This is a genomic window from Faecalibacterium sp. An58 (assembly GCF_002161515.1).
GTDB classification, from domain to species: domain Bacteria; phylum Bacillota; class Clostridia; order Oscillospirales; family Ruminococcaceae; genus Faecalibacterium; species Faecalibacterium avium.
On sequence record NZ_NFHX01000002.1, the window covers coordinates 52,465 to 76,782 of the forward strand.

General features: G+C 60.0%; 24 protein-coding genes and 1 tRNA gene. 23 read left to right on the plus strand and 2 right to left on the minus strand.

What is annotated here, in order from left to right:
• The first annotated feature begins 222 nt into the window (after nt 1-222).
• From B5G12_RS02655 to B5G12_RS02680, 6 genes are all read left to right on the plus strand, one after another.
• Complete coding sequence (locus B5G12_RS02655; protein WP_087228486.1) at nt 223-1,269, plus strand: ABC transporter ATP-binding protein; 1,047 nt, start codon at nt 223-225, stop codon at nt 1,267-1,269.
• A gap of 4 nt (nt 1,270-1,273) precedes the next feature.
• Complete coding sequence (locus tag B5G12_RS02660; protein WP_087228487.1) at nt 1,274-2,089, plus strand: ABC transporter permease; 816 nt, start codon at nt 1,274-1,276, stop codon at nt 2,087-2,089.
• A complete protein-coding gene (locus tag B5G12_RS02665) occupies nt 2,089-2,931 on the plus strand; it encodes an ABC transporter permease (RefSeq protein WP_087228488.1) in 843 nt (280 codons plus the stop codon). The genes B5G12_RS02660 and B5G12_RS02665 overlap by 1 nt, the downstream gene beginning before the upstream one ends.
• A 14-nt stretch (nt 2,932-2,945) precedes the next feature.
• Nucleotides 2,946-4,178, plus strand: a complete 1,233-nt coding sequence (locus B5G12_RS02670) for an ABC transporter substrate-binding protein (RefSeq protein WP_087323629.1) — start codon at nt 2,946-2,948, stop codon at nt 4,176-4,178.
• Nucleotides 4,179-4,202: 24 nt separating this feature from the next.
• The gene (locus B5G12_RS02675) at nt 4,203-4,937 is read left to right on the plus strand and encodes an acyl-[acyl-carrier-protein] thioesterase (RefSeq protein WP_087323632.1); all 735 of its coding nucleotides are present in this window, start codon (nt 4,203-4,205) and stop codon (nt 4,935-4,937) included.
• A 506-nt stretch (nt 4,938-5,443) separates the two neighbouring features.
• Nucleotides 5,444-6,958 carry an IMP dehydrogenase gene (locus B5G12_RS02680; protein ID WP_087323634.1) on the plus strand — a complete coding sequence of 505 codons (1,515 nt, stop codon included), beginning with the start codon at nt 5,444-5,446 and terminating at the stop codon, nt 6,956-6,958.
• A 240-nt stretch (nt 6,959-7,198) separates the two neighbouring features.
• Here B5G12_RS02680 and B5G12_RS02685 read toward each other — a convergent pair whose 3' ends face one another.
• Nucleotides 7,199-8,017, minus strand: a complete 819-nt coding sequence (locus tag B5G12_RS02685; protein ID WP_087323635.1) for a hypothetical protein — start codon at nt 8,015-8,017, stop codon at nt 7,199-7,201.
• A gap of 295 nt (nt 8,018-8,312) precedes the next feature.
• Between B5G12_RS02685 and B5G12_RS02690 the strand changes: the two genes are divergently transcribed.
• From B5G12_RS02690 to B5G12_RS02710, 5 genes are all read left to right on the plus strand, one after another.
• Complete coding sequence (locus B5G12_RS02690) at nt 8,313-9,833, plus strand: nicotinate phosphoribosyltransferase (RefSeq protein ID WP_087228498.1); 1,521 nt, start codon at nt 8,313-8,315, stop codon at nt 9,831-9,833.
• A 93-nt stretch (nt 9,834-9,926) separates the two neighbouring features.
• Nucleotides 9,927-10,010, plus strand: a tRNA-Leu gene (locus B5G12_RS02695).
• 205 nt (nt 10,011-10,215) lie between these two features.
• On the plus strand, nt 10,216-10,971 hold the full coding sequence (locus tag B5G12_RS02700) for a heparan-alpha-glucosaminide N-acetyltransferase (protein ID WP_087323636.1): 756 nt from the start codon (nt 10,216-10,218) through the stop codon (nt 10,969-10,971).
• Between the two features lie 167 nt (nt 10,972-11,138).
• Nucleotides 11,139-11,561 (plus strand): flavodoxin, encoded by a 423-nt coding sequence (locus B5G12_RS02705; protein WP_087323638.1) that lies wholly within the window; start codon nt 11,139-11,141, stop codon nt 11,559-11,561.
• Nucleotides 11,562-11,634: 73 nt separating this feature from the next.
• Nucleotides 11,635-11,793 carry a DUF1540 domain-containing protein gene (locus B5G12_RS02710; protein WP_087228505.1) on the plus strand — a complete coding sequence of 53 codons (159 nt, stop codon included), beginning with the start codon at nt 11,635-11,637 and terminating at the stop codon, nt 11,791-11,793.
• 86 nt (nt 11,794-11,879) lie between these two features.
• On the opposite strand, the gene B5G12_RS02715 is transcribed toward B5G12_RS02710, so the two are convergent.
• Nucleotides 11,880-12,494 (minus strand): HAD family hydrolase, encoded by a 615-nt coding sequence (locus B5G12_RS02715; protein WP_087228507.1) that lies wholly within the window; start codon nt 12,492-12,494, stop codon nt 11,880-11,882.
• Nucleotides 12,495-12,633: 139 nt separating this feature from the next.
• Between B5G12_RS02715 and B5G12_RS02720 the strand changes: the two genes are divergently transcribed.
• The 12 genes from B5G12_RS02720 to B5G12_RS02775 all read left to right on the plus strand — a co-directional run bounded on the left by B5G12_RS02720 (nt 12,634) and on the right by B5G12_RS02775 (nt 24,147).
• Entirely contained in the window at nt 12,634-12,930 is a 297-nt protein-coding gene (locus B5G12_RS02720) for a YlmC/YmxH family sporulation protein (RefSeq protein ID WP_087323640.1), read from the plus strand.
• A 151-nt stretch (nt 12,931-13,081) separates the two neighbouring features.
• The gene (locus B5G12_RS02725) at nt 13,082-15,022 is read left to right on the plus strand and encodes an LTA synthase family protein (protein ID WP_087323642.1); all 1,941 of its coding nucleotides are present in this window, start codon (nt 13,082-13,084) and stop codon (nt 15,020-15,022) included.
• A 237-nt stretch (nt 15,023-15,259) separates the two neighbouring features.
• Nucleotides 15,260-15,982, plus strand: a complete 723-nt coding sequence (gene rpsB, locus B5G12_RS02730; RefSeq protein ID WP_087228514.1) for a 30S ribosomal protein S2 — start codon at nt 15,260-15,262, stop codon at nt 15,980-15,982.
• A gap of 43 nt (nt 15,983-16,025) precedes the next feature.
• Nucleotides 16,026-16,946, plus strand: coding sequence for a translation elongation factor Ts (tsf, locus tag B5G12_RS02735; protein ID WP_087323644.1), 921 nt, complete (start codon nt 16,026-16,028; stop codon nt 16,944-16,946).
• Between the two features lie 177 nt (nt 16,947-17,123).
• Nucleotides 17,124-17,435 (plus strand): YerC/YecD family TrpR-related protein, encoded by a 312-nt coding sequence (locus tag B5G12_RS02740; protein ID WP_087323646.1) that lies wholly within the window; start codon nt 17,124-17,126, stop codon nt 17,433-17,435.
• Between the two features lie 67 nt (nt 17,436-17,502).
• Nucleotides 17,503-17,829, plus strand: a complete 327-nt coding sequence (locus B5G12_RS02745) for an alpha-helical endospore appendage domain-containing protein (RefSeq protein ID WP_087228520.1) — start codon at nt 17,503-17,505, stop codon at nt 17,827-17,829.
• Between the two features lie 204 nt (nt 17,830-18,033).
• Nucleotides 18,034-18,687: an HAD-IA family hydrolase gene (locus B5G12_RS02750; RefSeq protein ID WP_242955902.1), complete on the plus strand. Its 654-nt coding sequence runs from the start codon at nt 18,034-18,036 to the stop codon at nt 18,685-18,687.
• A 21-nt stretch (nt 18,688-18,708) separates the two neighbouring features.
• On the plus strand, nt 18,709-20,565 hold the full coding sequence (locus tag B5G12_RS02755) for an SGNH/GDSL hydrolase family protein (RefSeq protein WP_087323647.1): 1,857 nt from the start codon (nt 18,709-18,711) through the stop codon (nt 20,563-20,565).
• A 55-nt stretch (nt 20,566-20,620) separates the two neighbouring features.
• Nucleotides 20,621-20,821: a hypothetical protein gene (locus B5G12_RS02760; RefSeq protein ID WP_087228524.1), complete on the plus strand. Its 201-nt coding sequence runs from the start codon at nt 20,621-20,623 to the stop codon at nt 20,819-20,821.
• 69 nt (nt 20,822-20,890) lie between these two features.
• The gene (locus tag B5G12_RS02765; protein ID WP_087323650.1) at nt 20,891-21,631 is read left to right on the plus strand and encodes a YjjG family noncanonical pyrimidine nucleotidase; all 741 of its coding nucleotides are present in this window, start codon (nt 20,891-20,893) and stop codon (nt 21,629-21,631) included.
• Nucleotides 21,632-21,673: 42 nt separating this feature from the next.
• Nucleotides 21,674-23,584, plus strand: coding sequence for an ABC-F family ATP-binding cassette domain-containing protein (locus tag B5G12_RS02770; protein ID WP_087323652.1), 1,911 nt, complete (start codon nt 21,674-21,676; stop codon nt 23,582-23,584).
• A 20-nt stretch (nt 23,585-23,604) separates the two neighbouring features.
• Nucleotides 23,605-24,147, plus strand: a complete 543-nt coding sequence (locus tag B5G12_RS02775; RefSeq protein WP_087228530.1) for a Gx transporter family protein — start codon at nt 23,605-23,607, stop codon at nt 24,145-24,147.
• Nucleotides 24,148-24,318: the final 171 nt, after the last annotated feature.

Genomic DNA, 24,318 nt, shown 5'->3' on the forward strand with positions numbered 1-24,318 from the left:
CAAAAGCTGGACGCATAGACGCTGTGCGCCCGGCTTTTTTGCGCTTTTTGATTCGACGGGAACAGAAACTTTGGTTTGTGAATTGACATTTTCCGTGGGATTGTTTAAGATAGACCCATTGGGGGTGGTCCTGCCGGCAGGCGGATAACCCCCTTGTGTGCTGGCGGCGCCCTGCCGCCGGCAGGCGCAAATGAGAAAGCAAGGGGAGGACTCATCTGGAAAATGGACAACTCTGTAATCGTATCCCTCCGGGACATCGTGGTGGATTTTGACGGCCAGCGCATTTTGAACGGCCTGAATCTGGACATCCACGACAAAGAATTCGTCACGCTGCTGGGCTCGTCCGGCTGCGGCAAAACCACCACCCTGCGCCTGATCGCCGGATTTCTGGAGCCCAACGCCGGTACGGTCAGCCTCCATGGCAAAGATATCACCGGGGTGCCGCCCTACAAGCGGCCGGTGAACACGGTGTTCCAGAAATACGCCCTGTTCCCCCACCTGAACGTGTTTGAAAACGTGGCCTTCGGCCTGCGGCTGAAACACCTGGACGAGGAGACCATCCGCACCAAGGTGCGGGATATGCTGGAAGTGGTGGGCCTCAAGGGCTTTGAGCGGCGCAGCATCTCCCAGATGTCGGGCGGCCAGCAGCAGCGGGTGGCCATTGCCCGCAGCCTGGTCAATGAACCCGAGATCCTCCTGCTGGACGAGCCTCTGGGCGCTCTGGACCTGAAGCTGCGGAAAGAAATGCAGCTGGAGCTCAAGCGGCTGCAGCGCGAGATGAACATCACCTTCATCTATGTTACCCACGACCAGGAAGAAGCCCTGACCATGTCGGACACCGTCGTCGTCATGAACGGCGGCGTCATCCAGCAGGTGGGTACCCCCGAGGAAATCTACAACGAGCCCAGGAACGCTTTTGTGGCGGACTTCATCGGCGACTCCAACATCATCGACGGCGTGATGCACCGGGACTTTCTGGTGTCGTTTGCGGGGGCGCAGTTCCCCTGCGTGGACCGGGGCTTCAAGCCCGAGCAGAGCGTCCAGGTGGTGGTGCGCCCCGAGGACATCGAGGTGGTCTCCCCCGTGGAGGGCCAGCTCACCGGCGTGGTGGAGGAAGTGATCTTCAAAGGGGTCCACTTCGAGATGCACGTGGACTGCGACGGCCGCCAGTGGCTGATCCACTCCACCCGGGCCTGCACCCCCGGCGAGCGGATCGGGATGCGCATCGGCCCCAACGAGATCCACATCATGGCGCGCAGCGAGGTGTAAGAAGATGAAGGTATATGACAAGCGTCTTGCCTCGCCGTATCTGGCATGGATGGTGCTGTTCACCGTCATCCCGCTGCTGATCGTCTGCTACTATGCCCTGACCGACGGGGAAGGGCAGTTCACCCTGGCCAATCTGGCCTCGGTCAGCGGCTACGGCTCGGTCTTTGCCCGCAGTCTGCTGCTGGCCCTGATCGCCACCGTCATCTGCCTGGTGATCGCTTTCCCTGTGGGGTACTTTTTGTCCCGGCTGCGGGTGAACAAGCAGCGGATCATGCAGATGCTGGTGATGCTGCCCATGTGGATGAATTTTCTGCTGCGCACCTATGCCTGGATGGGCCTGCTGAGCATCAACGGCCCCATCAACACCCTGCTGGGACTGGTGGGTCTGGGCCCGTTCAATATGCTCAACACGGCCGGAGCGGTGGTGCTGGGCATGGTGTACAACTATGTGCCCTATATGATCCTGCCTCTGTACACCAGCATGACCAAGATCGACCAGAGCATCATCGAGGCCGCCCAGGACCTGGGCGCCAACACCACCAAGACCCTGTTCCGGGTGCTGATCCCCATGAGCGTGCCCGGCATCTGCACCGGCATCACCATGGTGTTCGTGCCGGCGGTGTCCACCTTTGTGATCAGCCGGATGCTGGGCGGCGGCGCCAACCTGCTGATCGGCGACCTGATCGAGATGCAGTTCCTGGGCAACAGCTACAATCTGAACGTGGGCTCCGCCATGAGCCTGGTACTGATGATCATCGTGCTGCTGTGCATGAGCTTTACATCCAGCTTTGACGAAGACGAAATGGAGGGGGTGTCCTGATGAAAACAAAGCATCTCCGCCTGATGCAGCGGACCTATATCATCCTGTTTTTCGGGTTCATGTATCTGCCCATCGCCTATATGATCCTGTTCAGCTTCAACGAGAGCAAGGGCTACGCCCTGTTCACCGGCTTCACCCTCAAGTGGTATCAGAGCCTGCTGCACAATTCCTCCATCCTGCGGGCGCTGGCGGTGTCGGTGGAAGTGGCCCTGGTGTCCTCGGTGGTGGCCACGGTGCTGGGGACGGCGGCTTCTCTGGGCATTGCCGGCATGAAGCGCACCTCCCGCCTGGTGATCACCAACATCACCTATATCCCGGTGGTCAACCCCGAGATCATCACCGGCATCTCCCTGATGCTGCTGTTTGTGGCCTACCAGCGGTTTGCGGCGGATGTGCCCTGGCTGCCCGACACCATCATGGGGATGCCCACTTTGCTGATCGCCCATGTGGCGTTCAACGTACCCTATGTCATCTTCAATGTCAGCCCCAAGCTGCGCCAGCTGGACATCCACCTTTATGAGGCGGCTCTGGACCTGGGCTGCGACCCCCGGCAGGCTTTCTTCAAGGTGATCCTGCCCGAGATCAGTCCCGCCATCGTCTCCTCCTTCCTGATCTGCCTGACCTACTCCATCGACGATTTTATGATCTCCTACTTCAACTGCGGCACGGTGGAGACGCTCCCCATCGCCATCTACTCGATGACCCGCCGCAAGGTCAGCCCCGAGATCTATGCTCTGTCCACCATCATGTTTGCGGCCATCCTGGCGGTGATCCTCCTCTCCAACGCGGCGGAGGGGCGCCGCTACAAGCGGGATCAGGCCGCCCAGCAGATGCAGGTATAAAGGGAGGGAAAGCGATGAAACGCATTCTGACTTTTCTGTCTGCCCTGGTGCTGGCGGGGGCCTGCGCGGTCTCTGCGGCTGCGGCGGAGCCCATCCGGGTCACCGAGGAGATCAGCGTGTCGGGGGACTATGACTGGACCCGTTTTGCAGGCCGGAACGTCACCCTGAACGTCTACAACTGGGGCGAATACATCTCCAACGGCTCGGACGGCAGCCCGGACGTTGTGGCTGCCTTTGAAGAACTCACCGGCATCGAGGTCAACTACACCACCTTCGATTCCAACGAGTCCATGTACGCCAAACTCAAATCCGGGGCGGCGACCTACGACGTCATCATCCCCTCCGATTATATGGTGGCCAAGATGACCCAGGAGGGGATGCTGCTGCCGCTCAACTACGACAATATCCCCAATTTCCAGCTGATCGACCAGCAGTACCGCAACCCCGATTACGACCCCGAAAACGCCTATACGGTGCCCTATATGCTGTGCACCACCGGCATCATCTACAATACCACCATGGTCAGCCAGGCGCCCACCCGCTGGGCCGACCTGTGGGATGAACAGTATGCCGGAAGCATTCTGATGTTCAACAACAGCCGGGACGCCTACGCCATCGCCGCCTTCAAGGAGGGCAGGAGCGTCAACCCTGCCACCACCGATGAAGTGGATCAGGTGATGGAGCAGCTCAAAGCGCAGAAGCCTCTGGTGCAGGCCTATGTCATGGACGAGATCTTCGACAAGATGATCGGCGGCGAGGCGGCTGTGGGCGTATACTATTCGGGGGACGCCATCACCATGATCGACGACAACCCCGACCTGGCCTGGGTCTTCCCGGAAGAAGGCAGCGTGCTGTCGGTGGACTGCATGTGCATCCCCGCCACCAGCCAGAACCAGGAGGCCGCCGAAATGTTCATCAACTTCATGTGCGAGGTGGATGTGGGGGTGGCCAATGCAGAGTACATCGGCTATACCACCCCCAGCACCGCCGTCTGGGAGCAGCTGGACGAGGAGCTGAAGTACAGCGAGATCGCTTACCCTTCCGCAGAGATCGCGGCCAAAGAACAGGTGTTCACCGCCCTGAGTGAGGAAGTGAACAGCCAGCTGGACATCAAGTGGAGCGAGATGAAGAGCTACGACGAAGGGGGAAGCAGCTACCTGTTCCTGCTTTTGCTTTTGGCCATGGTGCTGCTGGCCTGTTTCAACATCTGGCGCAAGATGCGCCGCAAGGTGCGCAATATGTACTGAGAGCGTTCTGAAAGGAGAAGGGCAATGGATTATCCGAGCTTTTACACCGAACAGATCACCCTGCAGGAGGGAGACGTGGATTACCGGGGCCTGATGCGGCCTTCGGCCCTGCTGCGCCATGCCGAGCATATGGCCACAGCCCACGCCGTCACCCTGGGGATGGACAAGGCCTTTTACAGCCAGCGGAACCTGGTCTATCTGGTGGGGCGGCAGGCCTTCCGGTTTGTGCGGGTGCCCGCCATGTATGACAAGGTGGTCCTGGTCACTTACCCCGAGCGCAACCGTCGGGGCGCCAACAAGCGCGTGATGGTGATGCGCACACCGGAAGGGGAGGAACTGGCCTGGGTGGATACCCGCTGGACCCTGGTGGATACCACCTGCGCCAAGATCGTCCGCCATGTCCCCGAGGAGATCGACCGCCACTGGAACCCCGAGGTGGAGTGGGAGCTGTCCCAGCTGGTGCCCAAGGCCGAGACCCTGACCCCGGCCGGGATACGGAAGGCGGGCTACTCCGTCTGTGACACCAACCGCCATATCAACAACGCCGCCTATCTGGATGTGGCCTGCGACGCGCTCCCCCTTGCGCTGCTGGACCAGGGCCCGATCCGCAGTGCGGCCATCAAGTACCACCGCCAGGTGCCGATGGGGGAGGAAATGGAGCTGTTCTATGGCCCCGCCGCCGGCAAAGACGGGGATGGCTGGTATGTGATGGGCCGCCGGGAGGACAAGGCCGCCTTTGAGCTGTTCTGCCAGTTCTGACCGGGGTGGGGAGGGGCGCAGAAAGTTTTTTGAAAAATTACAAAAAAATTACAAAAAGGTATTGCAAAATGGAGACAAAAGAGTTACAATACAGTTACAGCAGGGAAACGACCCGGCGACTGTGAAATCTTTTTCTTCTTGCTTCTGAGGTATCGGGCGCCTGCCTGCCCCTCCTCCGGCTGTTCTCCTTCTCAGCTGTTGGCAGACGCCACACAGGCGATACCTCACTTCGTGTACAAAAAAGCTCGTCCTTTGGGATGGGCTTTTTTGTTTTGCCGGCCGGCGGGCACAAGGGAAGGATGTTGCAGCTTTTTCATGCTTGGACTATACAAAGTGACTGTTTTTTCAGATCACTTTTTGGAAAAGTTTGTCGGCTGAATATTTTGTATTCCATCTGCAAATGTGGTATTATTATATCCAAGCATCAGTGACCTCTGGCCGCGGCCGCAGGCCCCCGCACAGGCCGGGACAATCCACACGGGCCCTGAAGAAAAGGAGATTGTGCAATGGCGTATTATTATGAAGAACCCTCCCGCACCTTTGGCGAATATCTGCTGATTCCCGGCTATTCCTCGGCTGAGAATGTGCCTGCTGCGGTCAGCCTCAAGACCCCGCTGGTCAAATACCGCAAAGGGGAGGAAAAGTGCCCCCTTGAAATGAACATCCCCATGGTCAGCGCCATCATGCAGTCAGTCTCGGGTGATAAGCTGGCCATTGCCCTGGCCCGCCAGGGGGGCGTCTCCTTCATCTACGGCTCCCAGAGCATCGAGGATGAGGCCGCCATGGTCCGCCGTGTCAAGACCTACAAGGCCGGCTATGTGGTTTCCGATTCCAACCTCTCTCCCAGCGCCACCCTCCACGACGTGCTGGAGCTGAAGGCCCGGACCGGCCACTCCACCATCGCCATCACCGACGACGGCACCGCCAGCGGCCGCCTGATGGGCATTGTGGCTTCCCGCGATTACCGGATCAACCACACCCCCGATGACGCCCCGGTCACCGATTTCATGACCCCCATGAGCAAGCTGGTCACCGCCCCCGAGAATACCTCCCTGCATGACTGCAACAACATCATCTGGGACAACAAGATCAATACCCTGCCTCTGGTGGACGAAGAAGGCCATCTGAAATACTTTGTGTTCCGCAAGGACTACAACTCCCACAAGGAGAACGCCAACGAGCTGCTGGACGCCCGCAAGAGCTATGTGGTGGGCGCCGGCATCAACACCCGCGACTATGCCCAGCGGGTGCCTGCTCTGGTGGAAGCCGGCGTGGATGTGCTGTGCATCGACTCCTCCGAGGGCTACTCGGAGTGGCAGAGCCGCACCCTGGGCTGGATCCGCGAGCACTATGGCGACAAGGTGAAGGTGGGCGCCGGCAACGTGGTGGACCGGGACGGCTTCCGCTTCCTGGCGGAGGCCGGGGCCGACTTTGTCAAGATCGGCATCGGCGGCGGCTCCATCTGCATCACCCGCGAGACCAAGGGCATCGGCCGCGGCCAGGCCACCGCAGTCATCGAGGTAGCCAAGGCCCGGGATGAGTACTACAAGGAGACCGGCGTTTACATCCCCATCTGCTCGGATGGCGGCATCGTCCACGATTACCACATCACCCTGGCTCTGGCCATGGGCGCGGATTTTGTGATGCTGGGCCGCTACTTTGCCCGCTTTGATGAGAGCCCCTCCAACCGGGTGCGCATCAACGGCCAGTACATGAAGGAGTACTGGGGCGAGGGTTCCAACCGCGCCCGCAACTGGCAGCGGTATGACCTGGGCGGCGCCACCAAGCTCTCCTTTGAGGAAGGCGTGGACAGCTATGTGCCCTATGCAGGCCCCCTGGCCGACGGCGTCCAGACCACCCTGTACAAAGTCAAGAGTACCATGTGCAACTGCGGCGCTCTGACCATCCCGGAGCTGCAGCAGAAGGCAAAGCTGACGGTGGTCTCCTCCACCTCCATTGTGGAGGGCGGCAGCCACGATGTCCTCCTCAAGAACTCCACCCCCAATATCATGAACGGCTAAAGCTGTTTTGGAATGCAACAGGGCCCCGGCACTTTTGCCGGGGCCTTTTCTGCACACAGGGTCCGAGAGGGGAGGGTGTTGCAAGATGCTGTCGTCGATCCTGGATGTTTTGGTCACGGCCGGCCTGCTTGTCGTGCTGGTCGGCATGATTTTCCGCGGCATTCGCCGGTTTTTCCGCAAGTTCCGCGGCTGAACCATATCCCAAGAGGCTGGCAATGGTTGTGCCGGCCTCTTTGTGGTTTATCCGGAGAGGCGCCGGAACAGCCGGACCCAAAAGGGTACCGAGAAAAGGATACAGCCAAGCGCCACAAAAAGCAGCGTGACCCAAATGCCCGGAGGCTGGGGCTTGATGTGGGGCTGCCCGGTGTGGATGTCCAGATAAAGGGTCAGGGTCTCGGCGCGGGTGGTGGCGGGGCCTACATAACGCTGCTGCCGGCTGCCGTCCCAATACTGGTAATAGGGATAATAGACGATGTCGCCCTCCGTGTCCCGGGTGCGGCAGAACCCGATCTTTTGGGCAGTGACGGTGCGGTACTGCCCCTGCCGGAAGGCGGCGCTGGTCTGGATAAAGTCATGCCAGATGCCGATGGGCGCGCCGACGGCAAAGGCCAGCCCGGCCAGAAAGAACAGCCCTGCAAAAAGATGGTTGACCAGGAACGGCCCCAGCCTGGGAAAGAGCTTGCAGGCACAGGCCAGACAGAAAAGCAGGATCAGCAGCAGGGCAAAGCTCAGGATGACCGCCTTCCGGCTTTGCAGGGCCGAGACCGGGTACCAGTGCTCGGTTTCCGGGTCGAACAGGATCTGTACCTGTCCCCAGGGCCGGTCGGTGAGGGGGCCCCACGGCTTGACATAGCTGCGGCCCTCGCAGCGGAAGGCGAGCTGTGCCTGGTATTGGGGCATTTCCCAGGTGGAAGGGCCGATCTGCTGCTCCAGGACCTCCACCCGCACCGTCTGGGCGGTGACGAGCTGGTAGTGTCCGCCGGGCCTGCCCAGGCGGCTGCTCCAGAGGGCGTAGGCAAAAAAGGCGGCGAATGCCAGGACGATGAGGAACAACTGCATGGCGCGACTCCTTTCCGGCGGTGTGGGATCTGCTATGTTTATTGTACCGTGCCGGGGGCAGATGGACAACAAAATCGGGGTAAAGGAAAGGTAAAACCTGCATGGAGACAGCGCCTTTCCCAAAAATCCGGAAATGACGGGCACCTGTCATGACAGATGGTCGGATTTGACCTGAATTTTTCAAAAAAACTTGCGCCCAGGCCCAAATGATGATATCATTACGGTAATGTGCCGGCCTGTCCTGTGGGAGGCCAGGAGAGCCTGAGCTTTTTGAGAAAAGAGAGGGACTGTTCCAATGGAGAATAAGATCGAAGTCATTCCTTATATACCCGACGAAGATTATGACAACCCTGCCATGGTGGTGGATTTTTATGAGTTCACCATGGCCAACTGCCTGTTCCTGCATGGCTACAAGGATACCCGGCTGGTTTTTGATATGTTTTTCCGCAAGAATCCGGATGGCCAGGGGTATTCCATCAGCGCCGGCCAGCGCAAGCTGACCCGCTTTTTGATGAACTACCATTTCAATGCGCAGGACATCTGGTGGCTGCGCACCAAGGGCATGAGCGAGGAGTTCTGCGAGTACCTGCGCACCTATCAGTGGAAGGGAGATATGTACGCCCTGCCCGAAGGCACGGTCTGCTATCCCAATGTGCAGATGGTGCGGATCGAGTGCGATATGGTGGGGGCCATCCTCATTGAGACCTATCTGCTCCAGACCATCAATTTCCACAGCCTGATCGCCACCAAGGCCACCCGGGTGGTGGGCCTGAATACCCACACGCCCCGCAGCGTCATGGAATTTGGCACCCGGCGGGCCCAGGGGGAGAGCGCCGGCAACGATGGCGCCTACGCCGCTGTGCTGGGCGGCTGCATCGGTACCGCCAACTGCCTGGCCGAAATGAAGTTCGGTGCCGAGGTCAAGGCCGTGGGTACGGTAGCCCACAGCTTCATTGAGTTTTTCCCCACCGAATTTGAGGCCTTCAAAGCCTATGCCGACACCTATCCCGACTCGGTCAGCCTGCTGCTGGATACCTACAACATCATGGAGAGCGGCCTGCCCAACCTCATCAAGCTGGATGATTACCTGATCGAAAAATATCCCGACGATCCTGGCAAGCGGGTCAAATCCGCGCGCATCGACTCGGGCGACCTGGCCCGGGGTTCCAAGCGGCTGCGCAAAGCGCTGGACGCCGCAGGCAAGCCCTACATCAAGCTGGTGGCCTCCAATGCGCTGGACGAGAAAAAGATCGCCAATATGGAGCTGTATGAACACGCCCACTTTGACTCCTACGGCGTGGGTGAAAACCTGATCACATCTGCCTCCGATCCTGTGTTCGGGGGTGTGTACAAGCTGGTGGCGGTCAAACTGGCGGACGGCAGCTATCAGCCCAAGATGAAGATCTCGGACAGCGTCAGCAAGGCCATTATCCCGGGCAAAAAGATGCCCTGGCGTCTTTACGATGCCAACGGCCAGGCTCAGTGCGACCTGATCGCAATGGACGGCGAGGTGATCGAGGCAGGCAAGCCGGTCACCATGGTCAACCTGGACCCCGACGCAGTGGAACGGGTCATCACCTTCACCCCCACCCAGGTCAAACAGCTGCTGGTGCCCTATATTCTGGACGGGCAGCTGGTCATTGACCTGCCCAGCATCAGCCAGCGCCGGGAATACGTGGCCCGGCAGCTGACCAGCGAGGTATGGGAGAGCGAACTGCGGGTGGAGTGCCCCCACAAGCACTACGTCAACATGACCCCGGCCGTGGCCGAATGCCGGGAGAAGATGTACGCCGAGTACCACGGCGGCCGGGCCTGACCGGGCCGGCAGGTTGACAAAAAGCCGGATCTATTGTATTATAGAATGCGTCCTGAGCCGCCGGGCTGCAAGTTCTGCCCGGCGGCCTGACGGGCCGCTGTGGTGAAATTGGCAGACACGAGGGACTTAAAATCCCTTTCTGGAGACAGAGTACGGGTTCGACCCCCGTCGGCGGCATTGCAAAGCCTGTGGAGCGCGCTGCGCTTCGCAGGTTTTTTATTTGGCTTTGCGGGGGCATTTGGGGCGGCCGGCCGCTGGAACGGCGCGCCGGTGCACAGCGATTTCACAAAATGTTCGCTTGCTTTACAACAGTAAAGAATCTATACTGAAGAAGTACGGATTCCAAATTTTTCTTGCCATGCAAAGGGGGAAAGCTGCAACGATGGATGCAACGAAAAAAAGCGGCGGGCGGTACGCTCTGCTGGATGAACTGCGGGGATTGAGTCTGATCGCCATGATCGGCTACCACGGGATGTGGGATCTGGTCTATCTTGCCGGTATACGGGCCGCCTGGTATGAGGGTCTGCCGGGCCGCCTCTGGCAGCAGACCGTCTGCTGTATCTTTATCCTGCTGTCCGGATTCTGTCTGGCCCTGGGCCATGCGCCGGTGCGCCGGGGACTGATCGTGTTTGGGGGCGGCGCGCTGGTCACCCTGGTGACCTGGGCTGTTTTGCCGGAGGACATCGTCCTGTTCGGTGTGCTGACCTTTTTGGGCAGCGCCATGATCTTTACCGGCTTGCTGCGGCCCTGGCTGGACCGTGTGCCCGGCTGGGCCGGCCTGGCAGGCAGCATCCTGCTGTTTTTGCTGGCCTACCATGTAAACGCAGGCTATCTGAGCTTGGGGGGCCTGTACCTGGGGCAGCTGCCCGACAGCCTCTACGCCAATCTGCTCACCGCCTATCTGGGCTTTCCGGGTCCGGGCTTTTACTCCACCGACTATTTCTCCCTGATCCCCTGGCTGTTTTTGTTCTGGGCAGGGTTTTATCTATACAAGGTGGTGGGCCGGCCCCGGATGGAGCCGCTGCGCCGTTCCATCTGTCCGCCTTTGGGCTGGATCGGCCGCCATTCGCTGGTGATCTATATGCTGCACCAGCCGGTGCTCTATGGGCTGCTGATGGTCTGGAACGCCCTGCACTGAACAAAAAGCCCTTGACAACCTGCCCGCCGGGTGGTATCATGTTGATGCTGGTTATAAATAACTAACCACTTGCTGCTGCGCTGGAAGTCCAGCGCATTTTCAGGGGATCGAAATTAGTTATAACTAACTTTGTTCCCCATCAACATTCAGAAAGAAGGTTACATCGCATGAACAAGGTTGCAATCGTATACTGGAGCTCCACCGGCAACACCGAGACCATGGCCAACTGCATTGCGGAGGGCGCAGGCGCCAGCGCTACCCTCCTCAGCTGCGCCGATGTGACGCCCGATGTGCTGTCGGGCTATGACGTGGTGGCCTTCGGCTGCCCGGCCATGGGGGCGGAACAGCTGGAGGAGGGGGAGTTTGAGCCCATGTTCTCCTCTGTGGAGGGGGCGCTGAACGGCAGGAAGGTGGCCCTGTTCGGCTCGTATGGCTGGGGCGACGGCCAGTGGATGCGGGACTGGTGCGAGCGGGCCAAGAGCGACGGCGCCGTCCTGTACAGTGAGGAGGGCCTGATCTGCAACGAGGCCCCCGACGAGGACGCGCAGGCTGACTGCCGCAAACTGGGCGCCGCCCTGGCCGCCTGGTAAAAACCAGAAGTGCGGCTTGTGTATAAGCGCCTTTCTTTGCGGGCATACTGCTTGCAAAGAGAGGTGATAAACGATGGAGAACAAAGGTGTTATCTGTGATGTCAGCGAGTGCCGCTATAATGTGGACTGCTGCAAGTGCAATCTGCCCCAGATCAAGGTGACCGAGCACTGCACCTGCGGCACCCAGCAGATGGACAACCCGCACTTCTGCCAGAGCTACGAGAAAAAGTAACGCCTGCGGATCGTAACTCCTGCAAAAAAGCTCCCCCGCTGCCAGCCTGTTATGGGCCGACGGCAGGGGAGCTTTCCTTTGGGCTGTCAGCGCAGGGTCACATTGCAGGTGGCCAGGCTGCGCACCAGGGTGTCCACGCTGTCTTTCATCTGGATGCTGTTCATCCCCAGCTGGAAGGCAGTCTGGACATTGGCCCGGCTGTCATCGATGAAAATGCATTCACTGGCATTCAGGCCATACTGGTCCAGCAGACATTTGTAGATGCGGGGGTCAGGCTTGTTGATGTGCACATGGCAGGAGGCGACCCCTCCGTCAAAGACCCCTTCCAGACCGCGGCTCATCAAAAGGTCCAGGGTGTCTTCGGGAATGTTGCTGAGATAGTATACGCAGTAGCCGTGGTTTTTCAGCCGGCGCACCAGCTCCACCATCCGGCGGCGCAGATGCAGGATGCTGGTCCAGTTCTCCAGCACTTCCTGGACCTCGAATACACAGTGCTCGGCCTGGGCGGCGGTCAGCATAGCGTGATTGCCCTCGCTGCGGGTGCACAGCCCTGCGTCCAGCTGCTGCCAGGTCTTGCTGCCAAAGGTCAGGCGGTAGACTTTTTCTTCGACGGCCGTGTTGCAGAACCGCTCCAGCAGAAAATCCTTGGGCGCAAAATCCACCATCACGCCGCCCAGATCGAAAATAACGTTCTTATACATACGATGCTCTCCATCAAGCCCGGCGGGACCGGGCGCAATACACATTTTACTTCGTACTGCATAGTATAACACATCGGGACCAGGGATTTCCACTGGTTTTTCTTGCGGGGTCTCCGCAGGCGGGAAGGGGGAGCATGGTATGACATTTCGTGAACTGAGCAAAAAAGAAGTCGTGCAGGTAGATGAAGGGCAGTGCCTGGGCAAGATCGACGATCTGGTCATCGACGACAAGAGCGCCCGGGTGGAAAAACTGCTGATGCTGGGCAGGCCCAAACTGTTCGGCCTGCTGGGCAGGGGAGAGTCCCTGGTGATCGACTGGGACGAGATCCAGAAGATCGGGGCCAATGCCATTCTGGTCAACACCCCTCTGCCCGAGGAAAACGCACAGGAGGTGAAAAAGCCGGGTCTGTTGGGCAGGCTGCTGGGGCAGGGCTGACCCTGCGGGAGCCTGCGCGGCAAACAGGCCGGTCAGCGTGTAAATTTTCACAGTAAAACAGGTAGACTTTATGTCAAATCGCGCTATAATAAAAAGCGTATCTGTCCCGGCGGGGGATACGACCAACCCTAGAAACAGGAAGTGAACTGCAATGAATCCTAGACAGAAGGCGGCCTCCCTGGCCGTCCAGCTGGCCCGGGGCCTGTTCCCTGCGGCGGCGACCCTGGTGCTGCTGATTTTGACCGAATGGGTGGCCCGGGGTGAGCTGACAGGGGAGACCTGGGCCGAATACATCCACCCGCACATCGAATCCTATCTGCTGTCCTGGCTGTTCCTGCTTTTGATCTGGATCGCGGCCGATACCCTCACCCGGCTGGCCCCCCTGGCTACTTTGGCGGCGGGGGCGGCGGGCCTGGTGCCGGCTGCGGTCAACTTTTACACCTTGCAGCTGCGGGGAGAACCGTTCCTCCCCTGGGACTTGACCCAGATCAAAGAGGCGGCAGGGGTGGCTTCCGCTGCGGGTCTCAAGATCCAGACCAGCATGGTCTGGTCCATCGTACTGCTGCTCATCCTGCTGGCGCTCTCGTTTGTGCTGTACCACAGGCGGCCCCGCCTGCCGGTGCCCATGCGGCTGGCGGCCATTGCTGCGGCCATCGCCGCGCTTCTGGGGCTGGTGTTCGGCGTTTACCTGCAGCCTGCGGTGACCCAGCGGCTGGGCATCTACTCCGACGCATGGATGCAGGACCGCTACTACCGCTGGTATGGGGTCATCACCGGCTTTATGACAAACCTCACCAACCTGGAGATCGACCAGCCGGAGGGGTATTCCCAGGAGGCGGTGGACGCTGTCCTGGATCAGGTGGAGGCGGCCGGCCGGTTTGAGACCGGCCCCAACTTCTCGGAAAGCTACGGGGCGGTGACAGACCCCAGGGAGATCCACAAAACGCCCACCATCATCTATGTGATGGACGAATCCTATTGGGATGTCAGCCAGCTGGAGCAGTATGGCGTCACCTTTGACACCGATATCTCGCCCAACCTCCACGCTCTGCAGCAAACCAGCGCCTATGGCAGGGTGTACAGCCCCAGCTTCGGGGGCGGGACCTGCGATGTGGAATTTGAGGCGCTGACCGGCCATTCGGTGGGCTTTCTGCCCTCGGGCTGCAAACCCTATCAGCAGCACGTGACACGCCCCATGTTCGCCCTGCCCTCCTACCTCAGGAGCAAGGGCTACCAGACGGCGGCGGTCCACTGCTACTATGCCAAGTACTGGAGCCGGAACACCGCCTATCCCAACCTGGGCTTTGATGATTTCATCAGTCTGGAGGATATGCACGGGGTGGACAAGGTGCGGGACTATTACTGGGCCGGCGGGCTGGTCACCGATGCGTCGATGGGCCAGCAGATCATCCAGGAATACGAGGCGCTGAAGGCGCAGTCGGACGCGCCGGTCTTTCTGCATGCGGTGACCATGCAGAACCACACCAACTACAACGCGGCCAACTATCCCGACGAACGGCGGGTGCACATCACCAGCTCCCCGGCTGGGCTGTCCCAGAGCACCATCGGCGCTCTGGAGGACTTCGCCACCGGTGTCCGGGATGCCGACGCGCTGCTGGGACAGCTGGTCAGTTACTTTTCCCAGGTGGAAGAACCGGTGATCCTGGTCTTTTGGGGAGATCACTACAATCCCATCGATTCAAGCTACGACGTCTACACTGCCACCGGCTATGCCAGCGCCAACAGCGCCGATCCGGCCCTGCACCAGACCACCCTGCTGATGTGGTCCAATTACAGTAGCATCCCGGTGGACCTGGGCACCATTGCAGCCTATGAGGTGTCGCCGGTGATGATGGACATTTTCGGTCTGGAGCAGCCCCTCTACTTCCAGTATCTCAACCGGCAGCTGCGCTATGGATACCGCAGTTTCACCGGCGGGGTGGCGGTCAACTGGGACGGGTCGATGGCCGGCAGCCTGACGGCCCGTCAGGAGACCTGGCGGCAGGACCACTGGCTGCTGCAATACGACCTGATGTTCGGGGACGGATACGCCGCACAGCGTATGGGCCTGGACTTCGACGAAGAAGGATAAAAACCGCCCCGGAAAGTAAAAATCGGTCTTGCATCCGGGCTGCGGCTGTGGTATTATAACAAGGGTGTGTCCGACCTGGCTCAAAATGGGCGGCCGGATGCGCCGAAGAAACATCACACACGCATCACTATGCTCTTTTGTGCCCCTGCGGGGGTGGAGAGCAGTCTGCACGCCTGTACCATGCGGGCGGTGCGGATCACGGTGTGCGGAGGTAAAAACAATTTGGAGGTAACAATCATGGCAGTCATTTCTATGAAGCAGCTTCTCGAAGCAGGCGTGCACTTCGGTCATCAGACCCGCCGCTGGAACCCCAAGATGGCGAAGTATATCTTCACCGAGCGCAACGGCATCTATATCATCGACCTGCAGAAGACCGTCAAGAAGCTGGATGAGGCTTACAACTACGTGAAGGAAGTCGCAGCCGAGGGCGGCGAGATCCTGTTCGTGGGCACCAAGAAGCAGGCTCAGGAGTCCATCCGCGACGAGGCTACCCGCTGCGGCATGCACTATGTCAACGCCCGGTGGCTGGGCGGCATGCTGACCAACTTCCGCACCATCCGCAAGCGCATCGACCGCATGGAGCAGCTGAAGAAGATGCAGGAGAACGGCACCTTCGAGCTGCTGCCCAAGAAGGAAGTTGCCAAGCTGGAGCTGGAGATGGAGAAGCTGGACAAGTACCTGGGCGGCGTGAAGAACATGAAGACCCTGCCCAAGGCCCTGTTCATCGTTGATCCCCACAAGGAGCGCATCGCCGTGTCCGAGGCCCGCAAGCTGCACATCCCCATCATCGCCATCGTGGATACCAACTGCAACCCCGATGAGATCGACTGGGTCATCCCCGGCAATGACGACGCCATCCGCGCTGTCAAGCTGATCGCCGGCGCCATGGCTGACGCTGTGCTGGAGGGCAAGCAGGGCAACCAGGAAGCTGTCCCCGCTGAGGAAGCAGCCAACGCCTGAGTTCTCCGCCCGATACCCAACGATAGAATAGGAGAGGATTAAAATGGCTATTTCTGCAAAGGACGTTATGGAGCTGCGCAAGCAGACCGACTGCGGCATGATGGAGTGCAAGAAGGCACTGACCGACGCTGAGGGCGATTTCGCCAAGGCTGTCGAGCTGCTGCGCGAGCGCGGCCTGGCCACTGCCGCCAAGAAGGCCAGCCGTGTGGCTGCCGAGGGTATGGTCTACGCCGATTACTGCTCCGCCTGCAAGGTGGGCGTGGTCATCGAGGTCAACGCCGAAACTGACTTCGTCGCCAAGAACGAGAAGTTCGTTGAGTTCGTCAAGGAAGCCGCCAAGGTCATCATGCAGCAGAACCCCGCCGATGTGGATGCTCTGATGAACTGCAAGATGGGCGACAGCACCGTGGATGATGCGCTCAAGCAGCTGATCCTGGTCATCAAGGAGAACATCAAGGTCCGCCGTTTCGTCCGCTACGAGGGCCCCTGCGCCGCTTACGTGCACGGCGGCGGCACCCATGCCGTCCTGGTCAACTTCGAGACCTCCGACGAGATCGCTGCAAAGCCTGAGTTCACCACTTACGGCAAGGATATCGCCATGCAGATCGCCGCTGCCAACCCCAGCTATCTGGATGAGGCCAGCGTCCCCGCCGAGGTCGTCGCCAAGGAGAAGGAGATCATGCTGGTGCAGATGTCCAGCGATCCCAAGACTGCCAACAAGCCCGAGGCAGTCAAGGCCAAGATGATCGAGGGCAAGATGAAGAAGTACTACAAGGAGAACTGCCTGGTAGACCAGGAGTTCGTCAAGGACAGCGACCTGACCGTGGCTCAGTACACCGCCAAGGTTGCCAAGGAGCTGGGCGGCGATATCAAGATCGTCAAGTTTGCCCGCTTCCAGAAGGGCGAGGGCCTGGAGAAGCGTGCCGACGACTTCGCATCCGAAGTGGCCAGCATGGTGAAGTAAGCTCTTTGCCCAGCAAAGTCTGACTTGTTAAGAAGAGCGCGGCGTCCGGTGGGATGCCGCGTTCTTTTTGCCTGGAGCAGACCTGGAGCAGAAAAGAGGAAAATGCCTCTTGACTTTCGCGCTTTTAGGTGCTAAAGTGGATAGGTAACCACCCGCCAGGAAGTACAGGAGGCATTTATGTTTGAAAAGAACCCCAGACACAACGCTATGACCGACGCGCTCTTTGACGCCATCCTCAGCCTCGAGACGCGGGAGGAATGCTATCAGTTTTTCGATGACCTGTGCACGGTGAAAGAGATCGCCGATATGTCCCAGCGGCTGGAAGCCGCCAAGCTGCTGCTGCAGGGCAAGACCTATGAGCAGATCGTCAAGTCTGCCGAGATCAGCACCGCCACCATCAGCCGGATCAACCGCTGCATCCAGTACGGCTCGGGAGGCTACCAGGCCATCATTGAGCGCGTCCAGGAGAAGGAAAGGAACGGCCGGTGACGCACATCCGGGCGGCGGGCGGCATAGATTGACGTATCCCACGAGAGGAAAGGAAGGGTACCCGCCTATGAACACCACCCCGACCGCCCCGTATCCCGGCAGCCAGGCCGCCTCGATGGACCAGGTCGTTTTGGATCTGCTGGAGGGCATCGCCATGCAGGAGATGGCCCTGAGCGGAATCCTCAACGCCGAGAGCCAGAAGATGGTCACATCCTTCACCATGGAGGGCATGGACCTGAACCGGCTGCTGGAGCTGAACGATTCGGCTGCCAACATGATCCACGCCGCTGCAAATCTTGGCCTGGTGCTCAAGGATAAGCTGGAGTTCGTCACCAACAACCTGCCCTATACGGGCAACAGCGGCATTGCCGACGGTGGCAACCCTGCCGGCTGACCGCCCGCTTGGCGCCGCAAGTGCCCGCCCCATGTGCTGGGACGGGCGCTTTGTGTTGCTTGAAGGCGTGTAAACAGGCGGATTTTGGAGGCGAATCAGGGTAAAAATGGAAAATTCGTTAAATCATACGCTTGGAATTGCCCCCCGGGGCAAATTGTGCTATACTACCTACTGTATATCTATGCAATAAAGGAGGAGCGCCGTTTGTTATCTTACGATGCTGTCCTGTTTGATGTGGACGGGACGTTGCTGGATTCGGCCCCGGGCATCCTTTCCACCTTGCGGGAAGTCTTTTGCAAGATGGGCACAGACATCTCGGGCGTGGATCTGATGCGCTATGTGGGGCCGCCCCTGCGCAGGACCTTCGGTGAGTATTCCACAGACGAGGCCTGGATCGAGCGCGCCACCGACCTTTACCGCGACAGTTATGCGGTCCGGGGCTGCCATATGTGCAAGCCCTATCCCGGCGCGGCAGAAATGCTGCGCCGTTTGAAGGACGCAGGGCTGATCCTGTGTACGGCCACATCCAAGCCCACGCAGGTGGTGACTCCCATTTTGGAGGAACAGGGACTGGCGCCCTGGTTCGACCTGATCGCCGGCGCCTCGATGGACAAAAGCCGGGATACCAAGACGGAAGTGATCCAGTATGTGCTGGACCAGCCTCTGCTGCAGGGCAAACGGGTCCTGATGGTCGGGGACCGGCACGATGACATGAGGGGCGCGGCGGCCTGCGGTTTGGACGCGGCGGCGGTGCTCTATGGCTATGGCAGCCGGGAAGAGCTGGCGCCCTTCAAGCCCAGACTGTATGCCGAAAGCTGCCAACAACTGGCGGACCTCCTGCTGGGGGCGCCGCTTTGACGGAGAGATGGGGAAGATAGCATGAGTCGAAATTCACAGTCAATGACACCGATCCAGAAGCAGGCGGTGCTGGTGTGCGCCATCTGTGCTCTGGCTATTTTGATCACGGCCAGCGTCACCTATGTGCTGCTGGCCACCAAGGGCAGCGGTGCTTCCAGCACGGTCACCCAGGTTGAGGAGCCCAGCGACCTGGCGACCCATTACCAGGTGGACACCCAGTCGGCCGCCCTGTTGACCGAGACCGCCGACGCAGGGGAAGCCTATCTCAACGACACCCTGTTTCTGGGCGATTCCAACACGGTGCGCCTGTACAACAACGGCCTGATCTCGCTGCAGCAGTTCTGCGCCAAGGAAGGCATCGGCATCCAGAGCGCCATTTCGGAGCAGCTGGTCACCTTCAAAGGCACCGATCAGCGTTATACCATGGCGGAGGCGGTGGCCATGATGAAGCCCCGCCGGGTGGTCATCACCCTGGGCACCAACGACAACGGGATGGATGTGGATACCTTCATCAACTACTACACCCAGTTTGTTCAGAGCATCCAGGCCAGCTATCCCTACACCGATATCATCGTCAATACCGTTCCGCCGGTGCCGGAGAACCACTCCAACTACCCGGACACTTCCCAGGAAAAGATCGACGACTTCAACATGGCCCTGCTGACCATGTGCGAGAATCTGGGGGTCAAGTTCCTCAACAGCGCCGAGGTGCTCAAGGATCCCTCCAGCGGTTTTGGACTGAGCGATTATTTTATCGACGGGGACATCCATCTCAAGAGCAGCGGCCTCAAGGCAGTGCTGAACTATCTGACCACGCATGCCTATGAGACAGAAGACCGCCGCCCGGATACCAGCAACATCCCCACCCGTACCCTGGAGTACACCAGCAACCCCAGCGACCCCGTAGCGCCCAGTTCTTCGCAGGCAGAGGCCGGCGAGACCTTCCAGGCCCGCTACCGCATCGACCAGACCGGCGGTACCCTGACCAGCGGGGATGTGTCGGGCGAGACCTCCCTCAGCTTTGACGTCACGGCGGACGATTCGGTCACCGTGACGGCGGTGCCTGCGGAGGGCTACTTCTTCGTCAACTGGAGCGACGGTGTCACCACCCCGACCCGTACCGACAGCGGCTTCAAACAGAATCTGGATGTGACCGCTGTTTTCTCCCGGGCCTCTGTGGAGATCACCGGCGAGGGCAGCGGCATCCTGGGGATGAACTATACCTTCCGTGCCAAGCTCAGCGGCCAGTATGCAAATGCCGAGAACCTGCGCTGGTATGTCAACGGCGTGGAGTCCAGGGACGCGGCCGGCAGGACCTCCATCACCTTTATCGTGGACCCCATCCTGGCCAATCAGACCTATACGGTCTACGCGACGGTCAGCTACAACGGCAGCCAGGTGGTCAGCAATACCTTGACCGTCTCTTTTGAGGGCGGAGTTTCCTCCGGTTCCTCCAGCTCTTCCAGTTCCTCGGAGAGTTCTTCCAGTGAGAGCGCTTCCGGATCTTCCAGCTCTGCCGTCAGTTCGTCCGGCGCTTCTTCGGAGGACGGTTCGCAGGAAGTTTCGGCTTCGTCCAGCAGCTCGGCTTCCACAAGCCGTCCCAGCTCTGGATCTTCCAGCAGCAGGCCGTCCTCTTCCGGCAGCTCTTCGGGAAGCTCCTCCAGTTCTTCGGGCAGTTCCTCCAGTGCCAGCAACTCCTCCAGCAGCCGTCCCGCTTCTTCGGGCAGTTCCTCTGCTTCGGGCAGCTCTTCCAGCTCCCGTCCGAGCAGCTCTTCCAGTGAGGCGCCAGCCTCCTCCTCCAGCTCTTCCAGCGAGGAAACAGGCAGAGGCCAGGCGCTGGACTCTCTGATGGATACCATCTACGGCACAGGCGACTGACGAGGGAACCTTCTCCCGCCGACTGCATAAGCTGGAAAGAGAGGAGGAGAGAGCGATGCATGTTCCTGAAATGCATGAATACACCCTCTCCCTGCCAGGCGCAGGCGACGTGACCAATGGCAGCGTCGATTACTACGACATGGACTGGGAGATCACCGGAGGGCCCGGACCTCTGGAAGAGAAAGGCTGGATGGCAGACAGCCATCCGGAAAGCGCGCCGCGCCCCGCCGGCAGCGGCACAGATCCAAAAGAATGAAGGACAGGGCCAGCTCTGCACGGGCGGGGCTGGCTTTGTCTTGTATACGTTGAGGGAAAGGGAAGGACCATGGCAAAATACTATTGCATTTTGTTTGACGCAGACAACACTCTGCTGGACTTTGATGCCGCCGAGAGCAAGGCCCTGGCTGAAACGCTGGTCCAGTATCACATCGAGCCGTCCAACGAGACGGTGCATAAGTACCGCGAGATCAATGAGGCCCTGTGGCGGCAGCTGGAAAAAGGCCAGATCCGCCGGGAGAAGCTGGTGAACGAGCGCTTCACCCGGTTTTTGAAGGAGATCGGGGTTTCGGGCAACGGTGCGGAGATGAACCGCTATTACCTGAACCAGCTGTCCAGCCACCCGGACCTGATGGCGGGCAATGTGCTGGATGTGCTGCATGAGCTGGCCGAGGTGGCCACCATGGCCATCGTGACCAACGGCTTTGACCGGGTCCAGAGCCGCCGGGTGAAGGAATCGGGCATCGCCGCCTACATGGAAGATGTCTTTGTGTCCGAGCGGCTGGACAGCGAAAAGCCCAACCGCAAGATCTTCGACACCGCGCTGCGCACCCTGGGCGTTGAGAACCGGGAGCACGTGCTGGTGGTGGGGGACAGCCTGACCAGCGACATCCAGGGCGGCATCAACGCCGGTCTGGATACCTGCTGGCTCAACCGGGATCATGCGGAGAACCCGGGCCAGGTGAACCCGACCTATGAGATCGACCAGCTGGAGCAGCTGTACCAGATCGTGATGGAACCGGACGAGCTGGCCCGCGTGGGCCAGAAGAACCGGCGGCATCAGGTCTGAACCGAGCTGCCCCGGCCATGAATACAGTGTGGGGAAAAGAATATGTTGATGAACCTGGAACAGATCGGCAAGAGCTTTGGGGAGAAAGTGGTGCTGCAAAACGTAACGGCCAGCGTCGAGCGGGAGGACCGCATCGGCATCGTGGGCCAGAACGGTGCAGGCAAGACCACGCTGCTCAAGATCCTGACCGGTGAATATACCGATTATGCCGGCGAGTTCAGCCTGACCCACGGGGTCACCCTGGGGTATCTGGCCCAGAACGCCAAGCTGGACGTGACCCTGGACGTATACGGGGAGATGCGCTCTACCTTTGCACCGGTGCTGGATGCAATGGCACAGATGCAGGTGGTGGAGAAAAAAATGGCGGCCCATCCTGCCGACCCGGCCCTGCTGGAGCAGCACGCTGCGCTGCAGGCGGTGGTGGATGCCGCCGACGGCTACAACATGGATGTGAACATCAAGAAGGTGCTCAGCGGCATGGGCTTCCCCCAGGATACCTGGGAGAAGGGCGTGGGGGTGCTTTCGGGGGGTGAGCTGACCCGGCTGCGCATCGCCAAGCTGCTGCTGGAAAAGCCCGATATCCTGATCCTGGACGAGCCCACCAACCACCTGGACTTCACCACCATGGAGTGGCTGGAAAATTATCTCAAGACCTATTCTGGCGCGGTGCTGGTGGTCAGCCACGACCGCTACTTCCTGGACAACGTCTGTACCAGGATCTGGGAAGTGTCGGGCCAGACCATGACCGTCTACAAGGGCAACTTTTCGGCCTATCTGCCCCAGAAGGAGGCGGCCGACGCCCTGCGGCAGAAGCAGCACGACGCCGATGTGGCGCTGGCTGAAAAGCTGCAGGACTACATCGACCGGAACCTTGTGCGGGCTTCCACCACCAAGATGGCCCAGAGCCGGCGCAAACAGCTGGAAAAGCTGGAGATCACCGAGGCGCCCAAAGATGAGACGAATAAGCTCAGCTTCCGGTTTGAGTATGACATCGAGCCCTGGAACGAACTGGTCATCATGAAAAACCTGACCATCAGCGTGGGGGGCCGGGTCCTGCTGGAGCCCTTTACCCACACCGTCTGCCGGGGGCAGCGGCTGGTGATCGCCGGCCCCAACGGCGCCGGCAAGTCCACCCTGATGCAGGTGCTGGACGGCAAGCGCCGCCCCTCGGGCGGGATGGTGCGGCTTGGCACCGGGGCACGTCCCAGCATTTTTGAACAGCAGCAGCACCGGGTCGGCGCCGGCCGGGTGATCGACGCCATCTGGGACAAATACCCCCAGATGACCGAACTGGAAGTGCGCAGCCATCTGGCGCGGCTGGGTTTCCGCGGGGAGACGGTGTTCAAGGACTGCAGCTCCCTGTCGGGCGGCGAACTGGCCCGGCTCCGCTTTGCGGAGATCGTGCTGGAGCGCCCCAACCTCCTGTTTCTGGACGAGCCCACCAACCACCTGGACATCTACACCCGTGAAAATCTCACCGAGGCGCTGATGGCCTATACCGGTACTCTGCTGCTGGTCACCCATGACCGGCATCTGATGAATAGCCTGGCCTGTCCCATCCTCTATCTGGAGGACGGCAAGGCGTCCATCTATCCCAGCTACGATGCGCTGATGGGACGGTCGGCTCCTGCCGCGCCGGCAGCGGAAAAAAGCGACGCTGCCGCAAAGGCCGGCTATGGCAAGGAACAGCGCCGCCGCCGGGCCGAACTGCGGGCCAAGATCAAGGCCTGCGAGGAGGAAATGGAAAGGTGCGGCGCCCGGGAAGTGGAGCTGGACAACGAGATCAACTCCCCTGAGGTGTACAACGATCCCCAGCTGCTGCGCCAGAAAAGCGACGAGCTGGAGGATCTGCGCTTCCATCAGGAGGAACTGTTTGCCGCCTGGGAGGCCGCCGTCGAGGAGCAGGAACAGTATGAGCGGTCCCTTGAGGACACGGAGAACACCGGGGACTGAACCCCGGGCAGGAGGCAGATATGCAGCAAGGCAACCGTCGCCCTTCCAAAGCAAAACAGACCGCCCTTTCGGGGATGCTGTTCGCCCTGGCCATGGCCCTTTCTTTTGCAGAAGGCTCTCTGACCATACCCGGCCTGCTGCCCGGCATGAAGCTGGGCCTGGCTAATGTGGTGGTGATGTATGCGCTGCTGTTCATGGGGGCCGGGCAGGCTCTGATCCTGGATCTGCTCAAAGCGCTCTTTGTCTTTTTGGTGTCCGGCCCCACGGCGGGCTTCCTTTCCCTGTGCGGGGGGATGCTCTCGCTGCTGGTGATGTGGCTGCTGTATGATGTGCTGCCGGTGCGTCCCACCTGGTTCATCCTGTCGGTCAGCGGGGCCTTTGCACACAACATCGGCCAGCTGCTGGGGGCAGCCGCGATCATTTCCTCGTCGCTGTCCTTTTACTACGCGCCGGTGATGCTGGTGCTGGGGCTGGCCATGGGCGCTTTGACCGCCCTGGTCCTGCGGGCCCTGTTGCCGGCACTGGACAAGCTGGGGTATAATATAAGAGAACGACATCAGTAAAACAGCTTTTGCGGCACAGACTGCCGAAGCTGGAAAACTTTCGCTGCCTGGCAAAAGCAGTGGGACCCATTGCAACAGCCGCGGCAAGCAGCTATAATACAGGGACGGGGCCTGCAAGGCCGGCCCTTTCTCGAGAACAAAGGCTGTGCCCTGCGCGATACTGGGGCCGCA